Genomic DNA, 18,078 nt, shown 5'->3' on the forward strand with positions numbered 1-18,078 from the left:
AGCGATGCAGGGACTCAGCAACAAGAACGTGGTGGTGACAGGGGGCGCCAGCGGCATCGGCAAGGCAACCGCCCAGCGCTTTGCCGAGGAGGGCGCCAGGGTCGTCATTATTGACAGGAACGGCAAGGCGATCGACCAGACCATGACCGAACTGCCTGCGCTGGTGGCAGGCCTGGTGGCCGATGTGTCGGACCCGGATGCCGTGGCGCAGGCTTTCACGGCGATCGACCGCCATTTCCAGTCGATTGATGTGCTGATCAATAACGCCGGCATCAGCATTCGCCATGCCGGCATCCGCAGCATCGAACCGGCACAATGGCGGCAGGTGATAGACACCAACCTGAATGGCATCTTCTACGTGGCCAGGGAAACGCTGGCGCGCATGCAGCAGGGCGTGATCCTGAATATGTCGTCGGTCAACGGGCTGGCGGCGTTTCCGCACTATGCCGACTACAACGCCTCCAAGGCGGCGGTGCTGGCGCTGACCCGGACCATGGCGGTCGAACTGGCGCCGGCGATCCGCGTCAATGCGCTGTGCCCGGGCGCGGTCATGACGCCGATGCAGCAGGCCGAATATACCGAGGAGATGTTTGCGGCGGTGAACGCGAATATCCCGCTGGGCCGCCATGCCGATCCGGCGGAAATCGCCGCTTTCTTCGCCTTCCTGGCGTCGGATGAGGCCCGGTTCATCACCGGCCACCATTACGTGATCGACGGCGGCGAGATCGCCAGGGCCTCGGCATAAATTAGCGTTACGCGTAACGCTAATTTACAAGTTACGGCAAGGCGGCTGTGGCCGGAGCGTCAGGCGTGAACTCTTTCAGGCAAGCGGACAAATCCACCTTGTTCGCCTGCTGCTCCAGCGCCAGGCGGGCGCTTTCGGACAGGTACCAGCCGAGCGGAACCAGGTTGACGCTGCTCTCCTGATCCAGCGTGCACGGCTGGAGCTTGTTGGGATCTTTTTTATCGCTATACCACAGGGCGTTACCGGCCGGCTGCCGGCCATGTGCGCCCACGCCGGAGACATGCAGCAAGGTGGCGGGCGGCCCGAATGCATCGGCATAGAAGGTCTGGCCCGGTGTTTTCAGCGGCTGCATCAACGCATTATCCCGGTCCTGGTGCGCCGGCGCTTCGTTTTTCAGACAGCCAGCCAGCGGCGCCAGCCGGCGTTTTTTTTCGCAATCGGCGACTGGCTGGCCATTGCGGATCAGGATCAGGCGGATCGGATTTGTTTTATAGCGCTCACGGATGGTGGGCATCAGGTCCGCCAGCGCTGTTACGCCGCTATTGTCGTAGTAGCCGCCGTCGGCCAGATGGCGAAAATCCTTCTTCCCCGGACCTTTTGCAACCGCCAGCGGGTTGATAAACGGGAAGCGCGCTGCGGCATGGGCTGCCGTCACCAGACGCGGTTCGCCGTCCAGTTCCTCGATGATGTCGTTATTGGTGGGAATTTCATACGGTTCCAGCTTGACGGTCGAAAAGGTGTTGCGGTTGCCCGTTTCGACGGCGGTGCTGTTCAGCATGAGTTCCGGCTCGCCGGGCCAGGCTGGGCTCAGTGGCTGCGCCATGGTGCGGAACGCCGCGATCCAGGCGCGCTCAAAGGGCAGGGCGCGGCTGAGGTAAGCGCAGCCTGGCACGACGCACAGACTGGTCGGTACGATACGCGCCAGCACATCCTCCATCATGAACGCTTCCAGCATGGGCGATAGCGGGTCCATCTTTTTGAAGCCTTCCTTGATGCACTCACTGACCAGCGTCTTTTGCTGGCGCAGGCAGGCGCGGTAGGCTGCCGCCCCCAAGGCGCCGCCGGAGACGCCGCTGACCACCAGCAGCCGCTTGGACACCTCCTGCTTCGGCTCCTCGTGCAGCTTGGCCAGCATCAGCGCGGTCCAGTAAGCACTGCGGATGCCGCCACCCTCGGCGGCCAACACGTACAAGACCTTGGACGTGTCTTCCCGCTGGTGTAACTTGGTGGTCAGCAGGTCTCGCTTCACCTTCGCTGTCAGCATGGAAGCCGGCTCGCTATAGTGTTCCGCGAAGCGTAGCCCGCCAAATAGCAATACCACCAGCAACAGGGTATAGCCAAGGAACAGCAGGCCGCCGCTGGCCGTCGGGCTGCTGAGCGTCTTCCGGTGCGTATGTGTGAGCAACCACCATACGGCTGCCAGCAACCCGATGATGATTCCGCCCACCAGTGCCGGATATTCCTTGACCGAGTCCGGTGCAGCGCCATGGGCTAGCAAGGAGAACTGGTGGTTGTTGGTCAGGTTGTACAGGCCCAGCACGCCTATCAGTATGAGCAGGAACAGGCCCCAAGGCACCGAAGTGCGCTGTTCGATCAGCGACAGTACCCCGGCCACGCCCAGCCACCAGGTCAGGCTCAGGCAAAGTTCCGCAAATGCTTGCGGCTGCAAGCCCGGCATCAGGCGCAACAGCAACAGCAGCGACAGCGCCACCAGCGGCAGCGCGGTCGGCGACAGCAGATCGGCCAACGGCTGGAAAACTGCGGGCACGCCACGTGGCAACCGCGACCGCTCCTCCAGCAGGTGGCCAATGCCCATCGCGTTGTAGTAGCTGGCCAGATTATCCTTGTGCAAGGACTGACGTATTTTGACGAACAGCCAGCACAGCAGCACCACCAGCGCCACGAAAAAACTCAGCCAGCCGATTACGTTGCCGTCGTCCAGGCCCCGCATGCGCAACGACGCCAGTGCATCGCCGGTGACGTAGCCAAGCAGAATCACCATCATCAACGCCGGCAGCAGAGCGAGGAAGCGCGCCCATTGCTGCGCGAAGTAGCCCACCGAGGACGACACGGCGCCTGTGGTGAATTGCGGCAGGCTGATACGCTCGACCATGCACACCAGCCGCGTCCACAGAAAACAGGAGTAGGCGAACATGGCGCCTGCCAGCGCGTTGAGCACGATCACCGTCACCCGCGTCGGCCAGTTGCCCTCACCGTCGACCATCGACAGCACCACATCGCGGCACTGATCCATCACCAGCGTAAAGCCCGCAAACAGCGCCAGCGCGCCCAGCACGTAACGGCTGCGGCCAACGACGCCCATATAACCATGCCATTTTTCGCGGCGCAGCTGTACTACCGCGTCGCTGCAATGGAAGCCCAGCCACCAGGCCAGCATGTAGTACAGCGCGGGCAGCAGCGCGGCAAACAACAACGGGAACTTGAGCTTATTAAACACGTCGGCATGCGCGCCGAAGTAATGCGGCACGGGGTAGCCCAGCTTGCTGAAACCGGACAGATTCTCGGCCAGGTCATCCAGGACCAGTAGCAACAGCAAGTACGGCGTTATTCGCCACAGTGCCCTTAGCAGCCAATTCCCCGGCGTAAAGCGGATATGCAGGGCCGAGGTGGCGCCATAGATAAGCAAGCTGTACAGTGGAATGAAGCAGAAGGTGTCGAGCAGCAGGTAATACGTGGGGCCGTTGTGGAAGACCGGCAGGGAATCCCAATAGATGATGGCCTGGCGGATGCCGCCCGCGTTATCGGTATTGCTGGCCCAGCCCATGAAGTCTTCGATACCGAAACCAGCCGGCAGGCGCAAGGCCTGCTGCATGGCAAACAGCCCCAGCGCGACGATCGTGGCCCGGCTGGCGATCCATGCCTTGCGGGTGGTGGCGAAAATGTGAATTCGGTTGCTGAACGACATGAGCAGTTTCCCAAAGAAGGTTAGCGATGCTGATGTTTGTAGGCCTAGTCCTACAAACGAATACTCTACGCTGTCTTTTTGAAAACTATCTCTCGAATTGTCACTTCAATAATTTTTAAAGCCAGAGGCGCCGCCTGGCGCAAGCGCCTCTGGCTGCCACCTCGCTAGCTGACCTGACGGCGGCGCAGCGCCGCCAGACCGATCAGGCCCACGCCCATCATCAGATAGCTCTGTGGTTCCGGCACGGCGCTGGTCACCAGCGTGTTTGTAGCCAGTTGCGGCGTGATGTCGCCGTTGAGCGAGTTCACAAACGCCACATCGGTAAAGCTCAGCGTGCTGGTGCCGGCGCCGATGACATCAAAGCGCAGATGCGCCAGTATGCCGCCGCCGTTGGCGCCCGACACTGGACCAAACCGGGTGCCATATACATAGAACACCTGGCCCGGTGTACCGGACAGATCGGCCACGCCAAAGTCAGTGGCGCTGCCAGCCGCCCCCAGGAAGGCGCCTTCGCTGGCGCTGGACGCCCGCAGGTAGGCCGGATTGAACAGCAGCGAGAAATTGTAGCCATACAGGTCGCTGACACCGGAAATGGTGATGTCCAGATCGATGGTCGAGCCGACCACGCCACTCGACGGGTTGGCCACAATGCTCAGCACCGGATCGGCCGCGTAGGCCGACGGTGCGGCAAACGCGGTGGCCAGCAGTGCGGCGCCGGCCGCGTATTTCAGTTTATTCATACTCAACATGGTTATTCCTCAGGCTAGGATTCGGGATCGGCGCCGCCACGGCATGGCGGCGCCGTTCAGGTGCTGCGGCTTAGATGTGGCAGCCGCCCGCAATGCGTTGCGACACCTGCGTCAGGTCGCGCACGTCGATCACGCCATCCTGGTTCAGGTCGGCACGCGCATCGTAGCCAGCCTGGCCGCTGCGTTTGCCCAGCGCGCCCTTGATGATGGCGTAGTCGTCGCAGCCGAGGCTGCCGTCACCATTGACGTCGCCCACCAGGCGGATCGTGAAGTTGGCATTGGAGACGTCAAAGAAGACGTTGCCCACCGCTTCCACCTTGATGCGCGCGGTAGTGCTGCCCACCAGTGGCAGCGTGACCGCCTTGCTGCCGTTGTTGGCAGTGCTTTCCGCCAGCGTGTACGGATAGGTGTTGCCGCCGTCGACGGACAGGCTGATCTTGACGTTGGCCGTGCTGACCGGGGCAGCATTGGTGTTGGCCACGCTCCAGGTCACGGTCTGGGTCGACCCTGCATCGAGCGACACCGCGGTGTTGGGCGACGTCACCAGGAAGGGGCCCGCGCCGGGCGCCAGTGCCAGCACGGTGCTGGCGTTGCCGACACCGCCACGGCCATCACGCGCGGTCAGGCGGAAGTTCAGCAAGGGCGGATTGGCGTTGGCGCCGTAGCCGACGTAGGCTGCGGTTGGCAGGTATTCCGAGAAGCACTCGATCTCGGCCGGCGTTGGCGTCGCCGAAGCGGCCGGGCAGGCACCGGTTTCAGCATTGGTGTTGTTGGCCAGGATCTGCGCCAGGTCCGGGAACACGCGGGTCGGATTGGTGCTGACGTGGTTTTCACCAGGCGAACCATACTTGATGGTGTCGTCGGCGCTGACCACGGCGCGCACGCCAAACTGGCGGAACAGCGGACCGTTGGTCTTGGTATTGCTGACCAGACCGGTACCGGCGCCGGCAGCGCGGTCGTTCTGTTCCCACAGATAGGTCAGCGTATCGCCTTCCGCATCCACGGCGCTGCCGGTCAGCGCGAACGGCGTACGCACCGGGATGACGTAGCTGGCGGCAACCGTCACCACGGGCGAGGTATTGCCCGTGAACGATAGCGCGCCGCGGCGGGTAGTCGGGCCACCGGCCGTGATTTCCCCGACATAGCCGGTGCAAGCACCGCTGCAATCGGTGAGCTGCAGCGGCGCCACATTGGTGCCGAGCAGCGCGCCGCTGAAGGTGAAGGTTACGCTATTGTTGCTCAGCGTGCTCACAGTGACGACGCCACCCGCAGGCCAGCCGCTGATGCCTTCAATCGCCGCCTTGAGGCCGGAGGTGGTGAAGTTGCTGCCGTTGATGATGGCGACCGACTTGTTGCCCTTGTAGCTCAGCTTGAACTGCTGGCCACTGCCAAAGTTGGACAGCACCAGGTTCTGCACTTCGCTGACATTGGTTTCAGCGCCTGCGGTGTAGGCGACGATTTCATCGAAGCTGCGCTGCGACCAATAGGCGTCGCTGTGGGTTTGCAGGTTGTCGGTGCCGCAAATGCCGGCGTAGGCCATGATCGACGAACCGCTGCCCGGTTCCACCGACGTGCCGGCGTTGCGGTTGCTGCCCGAGCAACTGCCGATCACGCCGTTGAAGGTATGGTTGCCGGCAAACTGGTGACCCATTTCATGCGCCACGTAGTCGACTGCGTAGAAGTCGCCGACCGGGGTTGGAATGCCGGTGCAACCCTGGGCTTTGTTACTGCCACCCACCACGCCCAGGCTGGCGATGCCGCCACCGTCGAGGCCCAGCGCGATGTGGCCGATGTCAAAGTTGCCAGCGCCTGCCAGCAGGCCGGCGACTACGCGGTTGCGGGTCAGCGTCGCGCCGCCGCAGCTCGACACCTGGGAGGCGGTAAAGCACGCGGCGCCGCCGCAAGGACCGTTGGTGCCGGTCATTTGCGCGGCGGTGTCGAGGTTCAGCGCGTCGGTATTGTTGATCAGCACCAGGCGGATCGCAGTCTCATCTTCATAGACCTGGGTTACGCGGTTGATCAGGCTGACCTTGGCAGCGGTCACGTTGGCCGAGCCGCCGAAGTAGGTGGCGTAGGACGGATCGGTGACCAGCGCCAGGCGGTAGGTACGCAGCTGGTTGCCGGACGCCGGTGCGGCCGCAACCTGGTCGTCCACCACGTGGTAGGCCACGGTGCTGGTACTGCGGCCGTCGCTGGCGCTGACCTCGAAGGCGCCCGTGTTGCGCGATGGGTCGGCCACCAGCGTGGTGTTGATTACGCCTTCGCTGTCGGCGTTGACCACCAGGCTCTGGCGGTTGCCACTGTCGCCTTCAGCACTGACCGAGACGGTAACGGCCGCACCCGGCGTGAAGCCGGCCCCGCGCACTTCGACCGCTTCGTCAGCGTGGTAGAAGCCTTTCGACAGCGCGACCTGGGCATCGGTCAATGGTGCTTCGCGCAGCGCGCCGTGCACGTTCGGCAAATCACGGCTGTGATAGCTGTTGTAGACACTGTCGTCGAGCACCGCTTGCGGATCGACATACCAGGCGCCTTTGGGCGAGCGCACCGAAGCGTGCAGGCCGAGCGGGGTGATGTCCATGCGCAGGCTGGCGCTGGGATCGTCGATGCCCTTGCCGGCATAGGTCTTGATTTCCGGATGCTTGGCGGCCAGGCCGTCTTCCATGATCGGCGAATCGACGATGGCAAAACGCTGGTAGCCGCCATCCGGATGCGGCAGCGAAATGATCAGCGGCGTGATGGCGGCGTCGGCGCTGCGCTCCAGTGGCGCGCTCCTGGCGAAGCCCTGCAAACCGGAGCGGTTCAGCTTGGCGGCGTGGAATTTGCGTGGACCGGAGGCGAGGGCGGTGGCCGCATTGGCGCTCCTGCCGTCGCCGACGTCCTGCCAGAAGTCGCCAGTAGGCAGGGTCTGGGCGGTAAGGTCTGGCGCGCTCACGGCAGCCGAGCCGGGGATGGCCCAGCCTGCAGCCATGAAGGCAAATAACATGCGTCCAGTGGTAGAACGCAAAGTGGTCCCGGTCTTTTTGAGGCGGGGTGTCGACGGGTGGTCTGATCGTTTCATGCCTGCATTACCCTTTCGTCTTGTGGTTAGTCGAAAATCGGTCGTCCATTCGTGGCACAACAGTGATACTCAATGGAAACATACATTCCTTGGTAATAAGGCATGCAAAAGTTTCAACTTTAGTATTACTGAATTAGCTAAATGTCACAATACGTATTGGAAATTTTGTTGTCGATTGTGCACAACTCGCTGAAAGACGCTACGACCGTCACCACTCCGCCGGTGCGCCATACAGTTGAACGCCGCTGCATGCGGACGAGCGCAACGCCGCGCCAGCCTGCTCGCGCATGCCTTGTTCATAGAAACGGATCGCCTGGTCAAGCGTGCCGGCCGTTGCCGAAGCCAGTTGACGCACCAGCAGCTCGGCGTCCTGCAGGGCTGTATTGCAGCCCAGGCCGCTGGCAGGACTCATCACGTGTGCAGCGTCGCCGAGCAAGGTAATCCGGCTGGCCGTCCAGGCGACAGACGAGGGCGCTTGCCGCACCGGCAGCATGGCGCACAGGCCGGCAGGCGTCTCGTCAAACAAGGCTTTCAAGCCTGGCGACCACCCGTGCGTGACGGCGCTGATGCGATGCCGGAGTTGCGTATCGTTGGCAGGCAAATGGGCATGCCCGGCCAGACCAAAGCGCGCGCGCAGGCCGATGATGGCCCAGTACAGATAATCGGGGACCGCGCGCAGGCCAAATGTATCGAGCAGAGGCGAGGACGCGAACTGCATCGCGTCCACCACCACCGCCAGATTGACGTCGAATATCACCGACGTGCCTTCCCGCAGGAGCGGCGCGATCTGCGTCGGCATCCCTTTCTTCAGCGGCATTTTCCCGTAAATGCACACCGCGCCGGTGTCCAGCCCCCGCACCTGTGGGAGGTGCAGCGCCGCAACGCGCGAATTGCTGCCATCCGCGCCGACCAGCAAGCTGCTGCGACAGTGGCTGCCATCCGCAAAGCCGGCCACCACGTCGCCGCCATGCTGGTTCAATTCATGCAGCGCTTTATTGAAGTGGACCCGGTCCTCAATGCCGCACATGAGCACTTCACGCAGCATCTGGCGGTCCGCTTTGAGTTCCAGTTCCTTGCCAGCGCCGGCATCATCGCGCCAGGCATCGATCCAGCGCGTATCCACGCCCAGTTGCGTATCGAGTGCTTGCGTGCGCGGCAATTCATCGGCGCAGCTCGCCTTGAACAGCGCGAACTGCCGGGGCGACAGACAGTGTTGCAGCGCCCGCTGGCCATCAGCGTTGATACGGATCCGAAAGCCCTGCGGGCGGCTGTCGAGCGCGGCATCGCGTTCAAACACATCGCATGCAATCCCGTGTTTCTTCAATCCCTGCGCCAGGCACAATCCGCCCAGGCCAGCGCCGATGATGGCGACATGAAATGCTGTATTGCTCATGAATGACAAATCCTATCTCGTGGTAACGCTGTTCAGTATTCGACAAGAAAGGCTGCAAGTGATAACGTTGTTTGGTCTAAAAATAATGAATTTGAGCCATGCCGCAAGATCAGAGCGAACAGCGTGACGGCCCGGAACTGATCGCCCAATGGGGCGACACCCGCGCTGAGACGGAATTCCAGCTGGGCACAAGGAATTACCCCAGCCATCGCCATTACCGCGGCCAGATCTTCTGCATCGAGAGCGGACTGATGCAGGTCCGCACGGCGTCCGGCACCTGGCTGCTTCCGCCACGGCGGGCCGGCTGGATACCGCCAGGCGAGGAACATCAGGTCAGCATCAGCGGTGCGATGAGCGGCTGGAGCGTCTTGCTGACACCTACGGCCAGCGCGCGCCTGCCGTCCCATCCCACGGTGATCGGCGTTACCGATATCATGCGCGCGCTGGTGCGGCAAGCGGTGACATGGGGCACGCAACAGTCGCTGACGCCGCCTCAGCAACGCGTCATGGCGGTCCTGCTGGACGAATTGCAGCAACAGCCGCAAACCACATTGCATATACCGATGCCGCAGGACCGCCGCCTGTTGCGCATCACCAGCGCGCTGACGGCGGCGCCGGGAGATGGCCGCAGCCTGGCCCAATGGGCGGCGTGGGCCGGGCTGTCCGCGCGCACCATGAGCCGCTTGTTCCAGAGCGAAACCGGCTGCAGTTTTGGGCAGTGGCGGGAACAGTTCCAGCTCGCGGTCGCGCTGGAACTGCTGGCACAGGGGAAGTCCGTCAATGCCGTGTCTGACACGCTGGGGTACGCCACTACCAGCAACTTCATCGCCATGTTTAAACGCCACTTCGGCATGCCGCCGAGGCGTTATTTCCGCAGCGAATAAGCGCGGAGAGACTGATTTCCCGGATTCACCTACATTGTTCGTCCAGCGCGAGCGCCGTCAGATCAGTGTTGTCATGAATGTAACCATGGTATGCTTGTAATTCATCTCAGTCTGTCCCTAGAACTACTGACAGCAAGGCCCGGCCAGGAAGCGGAAGATGCCGCCGAATCTGGCATCATGAACTATTCGCGTGATGCGTAACCCCATACCGCCTGCACTTGCGCCGGCGTGCCGCTTCCCTATGCAGACAAACGCCAGCGATTCCCTGATCCGTGTAGTCCTCGTGGAGGATGACGTCAATTTTCAGCGCATGCTGCGCCACATGATCGACGACGCGCCCGATATGACGTTGCTCACCGTCGCCAGCACCCGTGCACAAGGCTTGCAGGTGCTCGACATGCTCCAAATCGATGTACTGCTGGTCGATCTGGGCCTGCCGGACGGTTCGGGCATCGATGTGATCCGCGCCGCACAACTGAAACAGCCCGATTGCGGCATCATGGTCTGTACCGTCTTCGGCGATGAAATGCATGTCATGCAATCGCTGGAGGCGGGAGCTACCGGTTATTTGCTCAAAGATAGCGCGGCGCACAGCATGGTGGACGAAATCCGCAGCCTGCACTTGGGCGGCAGCCCGATCAGCCCGCTGATCGCCCGCCAGGTGCTGATGCGCTTTCGCCAGAAAACTCCGCTGGCCCCGGTGCCGGTGCCGCAGGAGGCGACACGGCCTTTGCTGTCAGCCCGCGAGCAGGAAGTCCTGGAACTCATCACCAAAGGATTTACAGCGGATGAGATCGCCGAATTGATTTCGGTATCGCGTCATACGGTGCTCACGTTTGTGCGGCGCATCTATAAAAAACTCCAGGTGAATTCCAAGGCCGAAGCGATCTACGAGGCCAGACACCAAGGTCTGCTGGGAGACTGAAGCGGTGCTGCGCATTTTGTGGTTGTTGATTTTCTACAGCTTTTTCCAGCACGGACTGGCACACGCTGACGCCCCGCTGCACCTTACCCAGGCCGATCTCCTGGTCACCGCCGGCCACGGTTATTCCGCGCCGCCTTACGAGGCCGACGCCGCACAGCTGCAAGGCCGGTGGGAGAGGGTGGCGCTGCCGCACGCACTGGTACGCCAGTTGACACCGCTGGCTGACCAGGGCCAAGCACTTGGCCCGGCAACCGTGGTGACCTGGTACCGCATCCAGGTACCGATGCTGCCCCCGTCCGCCACCCCGCGCTATCTGTACATCCCGCGCTGGAAAACCGACGGCCAGATCGCCATCTACGGCGACCATCGCCTGCTATACCAGTCGCATCAGAACGTCTACTGGAACGGCTGGAATATCCCGCTGTGGATCGCCCTGGACGGCACCGCCCACGCCACAGCGCCGCGTACCATCCTGCTGCGCATCGAGCGTCCGAGTACGTCCGGCGGCGGCATTTCCTCGCTCTGGCTGGGCACGGACGCCAGCCTGAACTGGCGCTACCGGGCGCGCTATCTGCTCCAGGTTCAACTGCCCTATACCAGCAGCGCGGCGTTCCTGGCCGTGGGACTGTTTTCCTTCTTTGTGTGGCTGAGTCTGCGTGACGAGACGATCTATCTGCTGTTCTTCTCCATCTCGGTCGCCTCCTTCTTGCGCACCCTGCATTACCACGTGGGGGAGAGCCGGCTGCCGATCGCCGACGAATGGTTCAGCTGGATCACCATTAACGCGATCTTCTGGATGGTGCTGGTCACGCATTTCTTCCTCAACCATCTGCATCGGCGTCCGGTGCGTTGGCTCAATCGCACGGTCTGCGCGGTCACCATCGGTATAGGCCTGCTGACCTTGCCGTGGCTGTCCTTCATGTTCGACTCGTATACGCTGGCGCCGCTGGCCTACATCCTGTTGATGTTCGTGGGAACGGCGGTGGGGGCAGTTGGCGGCTACCAATGCTGGCGCACGCATTCGCACGATGGCCTGCTGCTGAGCGTGTGGGGCATCGTCGGACTACTGCTCGGCATCTATGACTGGCTGCTGCAGAACAATTACGTGAATATAGAGAACATCTATCTGGGGCCGTACAACAACATCGGCGCTTTCCTGATTTTCATGTACATCATTTACCGGCGCTTTTTGGAGGCCAACAACGCAGTCAGGCTGGTCAACGCCGGATTGCAGCAGCGTCTGCAAGAGCGGGAAGATGAATTGCAGGAAAGCCATCGGCGACTGCGGGAAATCGCCCGCATCCAGACACTGCACGATGAGCGCCAGCGCCTGACGCAGGATATGCATGACGGCATGGGCTCGTCGCTGTTGACCGCGTTGCTGGCAGTCGAGCGCGGCCATATCGATACGGCGATGGTGGCGGATGTGCTCAAGAACTGCATCGACGATCTCAAGCTGACGATCGATTCGATGGAGCCGATCCAGTCCGATCTGCTGCTGCTATTGGCTACCTTGCGGTTCCGCCTGGGGCCGCGGCTTGAAAGTGCCGGCATCAAGCTGCGCTGGGAGGTCGAGCATGTGCCGGAGATGGAATGGATCGATCCGCGCAATGCCCTGCACATCCTGCGCATCTTGCAGGAAGCGTTCGCCAATATCGTCAAGCATGCGGCGGCGACTGAAATTCGTGTTGCCACCAGCGTCGAGGCCGACTTTGTACTGGTCGTCATCACCGACAACGGCGTGGGATTTTCAGTCGATCAAGGATTGGAAAAAGAGGGCAAAGGGCTGCGCAACCAACTGCGCCGGGCAGCGTCCATCGGCGCCATGATCCAGCTGGAGTCCGGCAATGCCGGGACCCGTTTGGTACTGCGTTTGCCTATCGTGAAAAAGCTCTGAGCACGGCCTTGATCACATCGATATTTGATCCGGCCACATTGTCAGCAGTTTTGGGGACATACGCGTAGAAGTTTTAAGAATAGCATGGTTACGTTAAAGACAGTAAAAACGCGAATCTCGCCGTGCCAGCAGCAGGGCGTGCAGACCCACCAACCGACAACCATCAGGAGCAGTCATGAAAGAAGCCGTCAGTAATATTCTGTCCAGTGTTGGTAGCACAGCACCTGTCGTGCCGATCGGCGCAACGTCGCTTTCCTCACTGCCATACATTTATGTCATAGACCAGAACGGGAACTTGCTGGTTTGTTGCGGGGTCGCGAATAACCAACAACAAGGCACCTGGTTCAATCTGGGCATCCCTGAGGGAACTCCGCTCCAGACCGCGTTAGGCATCGCCAACGATGGCGTCCAAAACGCGTACGTTTTTTCGGTCGATGAAACCGGATGCGTATGGTGTAATCAAAACACTGGGATAACTGCTGCCTGGAACTACGGGACCTGGACCCCATTACTGTGCCCCAGTCCACCTTCCGGCCCGGTGCAATTAACTGCCCTGGGCACGAGCTTTTTCAATGATAGTGCCTATGTTTTCTGCATGGGGGATGATGGCAATGTGTGGTACACCTCGACTGGAATGACTACTGGCGACTGGTACACCCTGGGCCCCATCAGCAGCTCAGCCAATATACAGTCGTGCTTGGGCGTCACGGTGAATACCCAAGAAAATGCCATCCAGGTAACGGTAAATGGGTCAGACAATAACGTCTATCAATGCAATGTGCCCCCAAGCGGCCCCGTAACATGGTCGTCAGCTGACTGCGCATCGACTATCTCCAAGTATATCGGCGCGGTCTGGTTTCCCAGCGGATATTTTTATACGGCTGGGCTGGATCTTAACGGTAATTTGCAATGCATTTGCTGGGTCGGCGTCTGGAGCAGTCTCAACGCCGGGCAACCACTGACTGGGCCGTGTGCAACGCCCGTCGGCGTCGCCATCGACGCGGCAGGTAATGTTAGCGCCTACGTTACAGACAACCACGGGGTCTTGTACTCCTGCAATTTAAGCAATAACGCCACTTGGGTATCGCTGGGCACTCCGACTACTGTATCGACCGTCGAGGGGGCAGTTGGCACCACGGTGGCGAACAGCATTGATTATATCTACGCCATTGATCAATCCAATCAAATCTGGGGTTGTGCACCTTCTCTCTCGCAACCATGGACTCCGATGAACTGAGGCAGGGCAATTGACCGCTTAAGCTATCTCGGTGCTTCAGCTATACAACAAGGAAGGTGTAGTCATGAGCCATATTGTCAGCTTGCGTATTACCAATCACACCGGAACACCAATGACCTTTTTGGCCGACTGGTTCCGTAGCGGGTCAGGGCTGGCTAACGGTTCCCAATGGCCGCAAACCATTCCGGATTCGGTATCGGCAGAGATCCAGTGCGAAGGTTATTTTTATTGCCTGGGCTGGGTGAAATACGAATGCGCAGGGCTCCCGGTCTTTCTGTGTTTTTCCAACCCTGCCACCGGCGCCAATAGTCTCGATATCGGTACGGATAGCGGGGTGTATGACAGGATGGACGGCAAATACTACCCGACCACCCGGGCGTTCCCACTCGGCGGGTCACTTTGGCTGTGTGCGAGCATAAAAGCCAGCGACAGCGGCGTCAATCACGCTTCGTGGGATTTGCAGGTAGCCGATGTCAGTGTGCCGCTTTACGAGAATACGCGGCTTGCGGACGTCCAGGCGTTTTTTGCCAAGCCGTTGGCCGAGCCGGAGCGAAAGTATTATCAGTCCCCTGCCGCGTGCGATCCGACTCACCAATTCGCATCGCATTTCAAGGGCATCAGTTTTCTTCGCTTTCCCGACAAGTACGGGGCACTGCGCAGTAAGACGATCTTTACACATACCAATATCCTGGGGATTGGAACCAGGGGCTCGACCCCTGATTATTTGATCGCTGATCAAATTTCGTCTGCCGAGCAACAAGGGCGTGTAGAAAAGGTTTACCCAACAGTCAATGTCGAACCGGACCTGTTCCATTTGTGTTCGTCGCAAGCATGTGGAACATTCATGGCCTGGGGCATCCAAAACGTGGATGATGATGATAAGCCATCGTGGGTAAAAATCTACGATATCCGAAACGCCCAAGTCAATGAACCGGTGCAGCTGCTGACGACCATCTCGCGGAATGAAGGCACCAACGGCGTCGGTATGACACGCGAGGACACGGGATATTATCTAGTCGCGGTATCGCAAGGTGAAGCGTTGACAGTGTACCGGTCAAACAAGACAGATTTACTTGACACTGCAGCCCCCGCACTGCAATTCACTGTTGTTGATGGCTTCGAGAAAATCTACTTCAATTTGTCCGGTGCAGGCTTGGGGTTGGTGACCGAAAAGGGAACGGGCAATGTCTATGTGTTTGCACTTGACTCCGATGGGCCATTGACGCATTCACAAGTGAATTTGTATCGACTCGACTTCAGTGAGAAACAATGCAATTTCTTGGCCACTAAGCAACTGAAGGTACCAGGATTGAGCGAAGCGGTCGTTTACGCTGCGGCGCACTCGGTGCTATATGGTGCTATCCTGGCGCCCGTGATTTTAGCGCTTGGCGTGACAGCTTTAAATACCTCGTTACGGTATGGTAAAGGGCTGGCAATCACGTCGGAGGCGAGTGTGGAATATTGGGCGTCTGATAGGGATGTGTGGCCGCTCTGGGAGAGCGACAAGAATTTTGGTGTCGTTATTTGGAGTACCAAGCGTTAGCGTAGCAAATATGAAGATTAGTTCACCAAAAAACTATCCCGTCTACGTGACAGTTCGACAAACGGCGAGTGCGTCCACGGCAGCCACATGCCGGTATAGACTCCGCGCAGGATGCGCACCAGCCGACGACGATTATCCGGTTTTGCCAACTTCTTGCAGCGGGCGACATGGCACGCCGAAATCTGTAAATTGTCGTCGCCTTGTTGCCGCAGGCCGGGTATTTTAGCAAGATAAGTTCTATGGGAAGCTGTCAGATGAGGCCATTGCCCAAATGAACGGTACCACGCAGCAGAACGCGAGCTTGGTAGAGCAGGGCGCAGCTGAGGCTCAAGCGATGTCTTAGCAGGCTAAGCGACTCAATGACATTATCGCGACCTTTAAGTTAGGTACTACGCCATCTGTCGCAACGGGCCATCGTAAGCCGAAGCTTCGACTGGGAGCGCCGGCATGGGAGTTGGTGCCGCGTGTACGAATTCTTTAAGCAACATAGATCCAGGGCGTGAAACTACACCATAGGTGGGGGAATGGCGCGTTTGCGAAGTCCACGGTTAAGAAAACTAGCGAATTGAGGTAGCTTAAAGATACAATAATCGCAATTAGCTAAATCTTGGAGCGGTCGTAAATGTTGCCTGACCTCACTAGCGATGTTGCAGTCAAATTTAGCGAATCACGCAAACTCACCGCTCCCGAATTTTTAAATTTACTGAAGCGGCATGAACAGTTCTATGACTGGTTAGTAGCATTCATTCCGGTAAACGGCTACGGCTCAAACCTCAATGACGTACCAGAATGGCTACGTGACCAATTAGCTATCGTCGGGGCTTCGCCTGATAGTAATTTCATTAATACTTTCAAGAAAATCTTAGATTCTTTTGATATTGCGAGCTGGGTCTTTGAAGAGCAAGTTAAACAAATGTCTGCTGAATTGCAAGAAAAATTCAAGCTTGGATCCACGCTTGCGGTTGGTTCTACATATTCCTGCGAATTTAATGGTGCGGTCTGGAAAGTTCCAAAAAATGAAGAATGCAGGGTCATTGTATTCCCAATCGGCGCTATGCTACTGACCCAATATTGCAGCGATTTGATCGGTATTCATTTAAAATTTAAGTCTAGCGAGCTTTTTCTGGATGCCTACTTTAAAGCAATTGGCTACTCTTCCAGCGGTATTGAGCGAGCACTACGCATTAAAAATTCTTCTTTAAGGCAATGTGAAATTCTCGATAAGTTTCATTTCGATGAAGTTGCAGAGCAGTTGCAGTTACAATTACATCGGAATGCTTTTCTTGGCGTCGTTGATGGCAATGATTATCTGCGTGACTACTATCCGATTCCACTCCATGGCGATTCGCGCCGCCCAGGACATCCCTTAGAGCTTGGCAGAACTATTGTACATTTCGTGAATGGATTTTTCGTTCGACATGAATGCGCGCATATTTTGTTGGATGAAAGTAATGATATGCCGACAACTTCCCACGAAGTGGAATTCGCAGCTGATCGAATTGCTTTTTCGCTGGGGATCACGCAAGCAAGCACGCCCCAGGAAAAAGTATGTGCATGCGCAGGTGCGTTTATTTTCTTGTCCCTCGGCCGATGGGTCGAGGAGCTTAACGATATGCCTGAATATAAATCTAGCCATCCTGCGAGCAATGAACGCATGTCACGCCTCCGCATAGAGCTAGATAACTTTTTGGAACTTGATCCCACTACAAAGGATTTAGCGCGCAGCCTGATAGACGAGTTAGATTGGTTGATACAAAGGTTATGGAGGAAGTCAACACATTTGAGGAATAGTTCGTCTAATTCTTTAATATCCACAATGCAACGTGCAGTAGACGAAAAAAACCATGCTATTTTTCTAGACCAGGTTCCACGTTGGCTAATATTCGGAGCTCCAAAAAAATTATGCTATCGGCTTGCCGTTTATCGGTGCCAATTGGAAAATGCAGCAAGTACAGCCTCACCAACGGACGAAGTTCACGTGAAATTGTCAATTTTGATGCAAATATACGAAACAGCTAAAGAACGTACATCATCAAATTTGTATGATTTTCTTATGAAAGATTACAATCGCCAACGCAGTCAATGCACTAGGGGTACCAATGAATAATAAGTTCGATGAGTTTACGGAAGAAGCGATTGTAAAATATCAAGAATTACTTCCAGCTGAGTTAATTCGAAAAACATTTGAAATCTTGGCATCAGAGTCCTCAAATTTGGGCGAAGGCCCAGATAATGTTTTTGCGGGTGCGGGGGGGCGCCAATATCAGATTGATACTTTTAAATTGGCTAGTGGAATTGCGGGAATCGTCGGCGTATTTGTAACTCCTACATCTGCAGTTCTTGTGGGGTTGGCGGTCGTCACTGCGATTGCGACGATTAGCGAAAGTGTACGGCAAATCACTGTTGATCAAGGTGCCCTTTGTCAGGCGCTTTACGATGCCGGCAGATGGACTAATCGTCGCGTACTCAATAGTGCGGATCTGAAAAAAAAGCTACGTGACCTAACAGATAACGAGGAAGCACTGGATTCTCGTTATGATAATGCAATCGACACCTTATTAAGCATGCGAGTGATAGACTTGGATATCATCAACGAAAAGGTCGAATTAGTAGAAACCATTTTATTTATTAGGTGAACAAAGCTTATGTTGTAAAAAACTTCTGTTGAGTTAAACATGAGTTATAGGGCACAGCGTCTTTTGCCAACATTACTGCAGATGC

At 58.0% G+C, this 18,078-nt stretch carries 12 protein-coding genes; 8 read left to right on the plus strand and 4 right to left on the minus strand.

What is annotated here, in order from left to right:
- Positions 1-4: 4 nt before the first annotated feature.
- Positions 5-745: an SDR family NAD(P)-dependent oxidoreductase gene (locus tag GTP58_RS08160; protein ID WP_161076979.1), complete on the plus strand. Its 741-nt coding sequence runs from the start codon at positions 5-7 to the stop codon at positions 743-745.
- Positions 746-776: 31 nt separating this feature from the next.
- Here the strand turns inward: GTP58_RS08160 and GTP58_RS08165 are convergent, their stop codons facing one another.
- The 4 genes from GTP58_RS08165 to GTP58_RS08180 form a co-directional block, all read right to left on the minus strand.
- Positions 777-3,671: a patatin-like phospholipase family protein gene (locus tag GTP58_RS08165; protein ID WP_161076980.1), complete on the minus strand. Its 2,895-nt coding sequence runs from the start codon at positions 3,669-3,671 to the stop codon at positions 777-779.
- A gap of 164 nt (positions 3,672-3,835) precedes the next feature.
- Entirely contained in the window at positions 3,836-4,420 is a 585-nt protein-coding gene (locus tag GTP58_RS08170) for a cohesin domain-containing protein (protein WP_161076981.1), read from the minus strand.
- A gap of 70 nt (positions 4,421-4,490) precedes the next feature.
- On the minus strand, positions 4,491-7,403 hold the full coding sequence (locus GTP58_RS08175) for a M12 family metallo-peptidase (RefSeq protein ID WP_229215462.1): 2,913 nt from the start codon (positions 7,401-7,403) through the stop codon (positions 4,491-4,493).
- Between the two features lie 283 nt (positions 7,404-7,686).
- Positions 7,687-8,871 (minus strand): NAD(P)/FAD-dependent oxidoreductase, encoded by a 1,185-nt coding sequence (locus GTP58_RS08180; RefSeq protein ID WP_161077325.1) that lies wholly within the window; start codon positions 8,869-8,871, stop codon positions 7,687-7,689.
- 98 nt (positions 8,872-8,969) lie between these two features.
- Between GTP58_RS08180 and GTP58_RS08185 the strand changes: the two genes are divergently transcribed.
- From GTP58_RS08185 to GTP58_RS08215, 7 genes are all read left to right on the plus strand, one after another.
- Positions 8,970-9,755, plus strand: a complete 786-nt coding sequence (locus GTP58_RS08185; RefSeq protein ID WP_161076983.1) for a helix-turn-helix domain-containing protein — start codon at positions 8,970-8,972, stop codon at positions 9,753-9,755.
- A 241-nt stretch (positions 9,756-9,996) separates the two neighbouring features.
- The gene (locus tag GTP58_RS08190; protein ID WP_161076984.1) at positions 9,997-10,680 is read left to right on the plus strand and encodes a response regulator transcription factor; all 684 of its coding nucleotides are present in this window, start codon (positions 9,997-9,999) and stop codon (positions 10,678-10,680) included.
- Between the two features lie 4 nt (positions 10,681-10,684).
- Entirely contained in the window at positions 10,685-12,577 is a 1,893-nt protein-coding gene (locus GTP58_RS08195; protein ID WP_373924711.1) for an ATP-binding protein, read from the plus strand.
- A gap of 175 nt (positions 12,578-12,752) precedes the next feature.
- A complete protein-coding gene (locus GTP58_RS08200) occupies positions 12,753-13,814 on the plus strand; it encodes a hypothetical protein (RefSeq protein WP_161076985.1) in 1,062 nt (353 codons plus the stop codon).
- A gap of 64 nt (positions 13,815-13,878) precedes the next feature.
- Positions 13,879-15,357, plus strand: coding sequence for a hypothetical protein (locus GTP58_RS08205; protein WP_161076986.1), 1,479 nt, complete (start codon positions 13,879-13,881; stop codon positions 15,355-15,357).
- Between the two features lie 622 nt (positions 15,358-15,979).
- Entirely contained in the window at positions 15,980-17,464 is a 1,485-nt protein-coding gene (locus GTP58_RS08210; RefSeq protein ID WP_161076987.1) for a hypothetical protein, read from the plus strand.
- A complete protein-coding gene (locus GTP58_RS08215; protein ID WP_161076988.1) occupies positions 17,457-17,993 on the plus strand; it encodes a hypothetical protein in 537 nt (178 codons plus the stop codon). Before GTP58_RS08210 ends, GTP58_RS08215 begins: the two co-directional genes overlap by 8 nt.
- Positions 17,994-18,078: the final 85 nt, after the last annotated feature.

The sequence above is a fragment of the Duganella sp. CY15W genome (genome assembly GCF_009857555.1).
In the GTDB taxonomy this organism is placed as follows: domain Bacteria; phylum Pseudomonadota; class Gammaproteobacteria; order Burkholderiales; family Burkholderiaceae_D; genus Rugamonas; species Rugamonas sacchari.

Bases quoted from the DNA above. Each gene is read 5' to 3' on its own strand.
- GTP58_RS08165 (WP_161076980.1), bottom strand. From the start codon at position 3,671: ATGTCGTTCAGCAACCGAATTCACATTTTCGCCACCACCCGCAAGGCA.
- GTP58_RS08175 (WP_229215462.1), bottom strand. From the start codon at position 7,403: ATGTTATTTGCCTTCATGGCTGCAGGCTGGGCCATCCCCGGCTCGGCT.
- GTP58_RS08180 (WP_161077325.1), bottom strand. From the start codon at position 8,871: ATGAGCAATACAGCATTTCATGTCGCCATCATCGGCGCTGGCCTGGGC.
- GTP58_RS08160 (WP_161076979.1), top strand. From the start codon at position 5: ATGCAGGGACTCAGCAACAAGAACGTGGTGGTGACAGGGGGCGCCAGC.
- GTP58_RS08200 (WP_161076985.1), top strand. From the start codon at position 12,753: ATGAAAGAAGCCGTCAGTAATATTCTGTCCAGTGTTGGTAGCACAGCA.
- GTP58_RS08170 (WP_161076981.1), bottom strand. From the start codon at position 4,420: ATGTTGAGTATGAATAAACTGAAATACGCGGCCGGCGCCGCACTGCTG.
- GTP58_RS08205 (WP_161076986.1), top strand. From the start codon at position 13,879: ATGAGCCATATTGTCAGCTTGCGTATTACCAATCACACCGGAACACCA.
- GTP58_RS08210 (WP_161076987.1), top strand. From the start codon at position 15,980: ATGTTGCCTGACCTCACTAGCGATGTTGCAGTCAAATTTAGCGAATCA.
- GTP58_RS08190 (WP_161076984.1), top strand. From the start codon at position 9,997: ATGCAGACAAACGCCAGCGATTCCCTGATCCGTGTAGTCCTCGTGGAG.
- GTP58_RS08185 (WP_161076983.1), top strand. From the start codon at position 8,970: ATGCCGCAAGATCAGAGCGAACAGCGTGACGGCCCGGAACTGATCGCC.
- GTP58_RS08215 (WP_161076988.1), top strand. From the start codon at position 17,457: ATGAATAATAAGTTCGATGAGTTTACGGAAGAAGCGATTGTAAAATAT.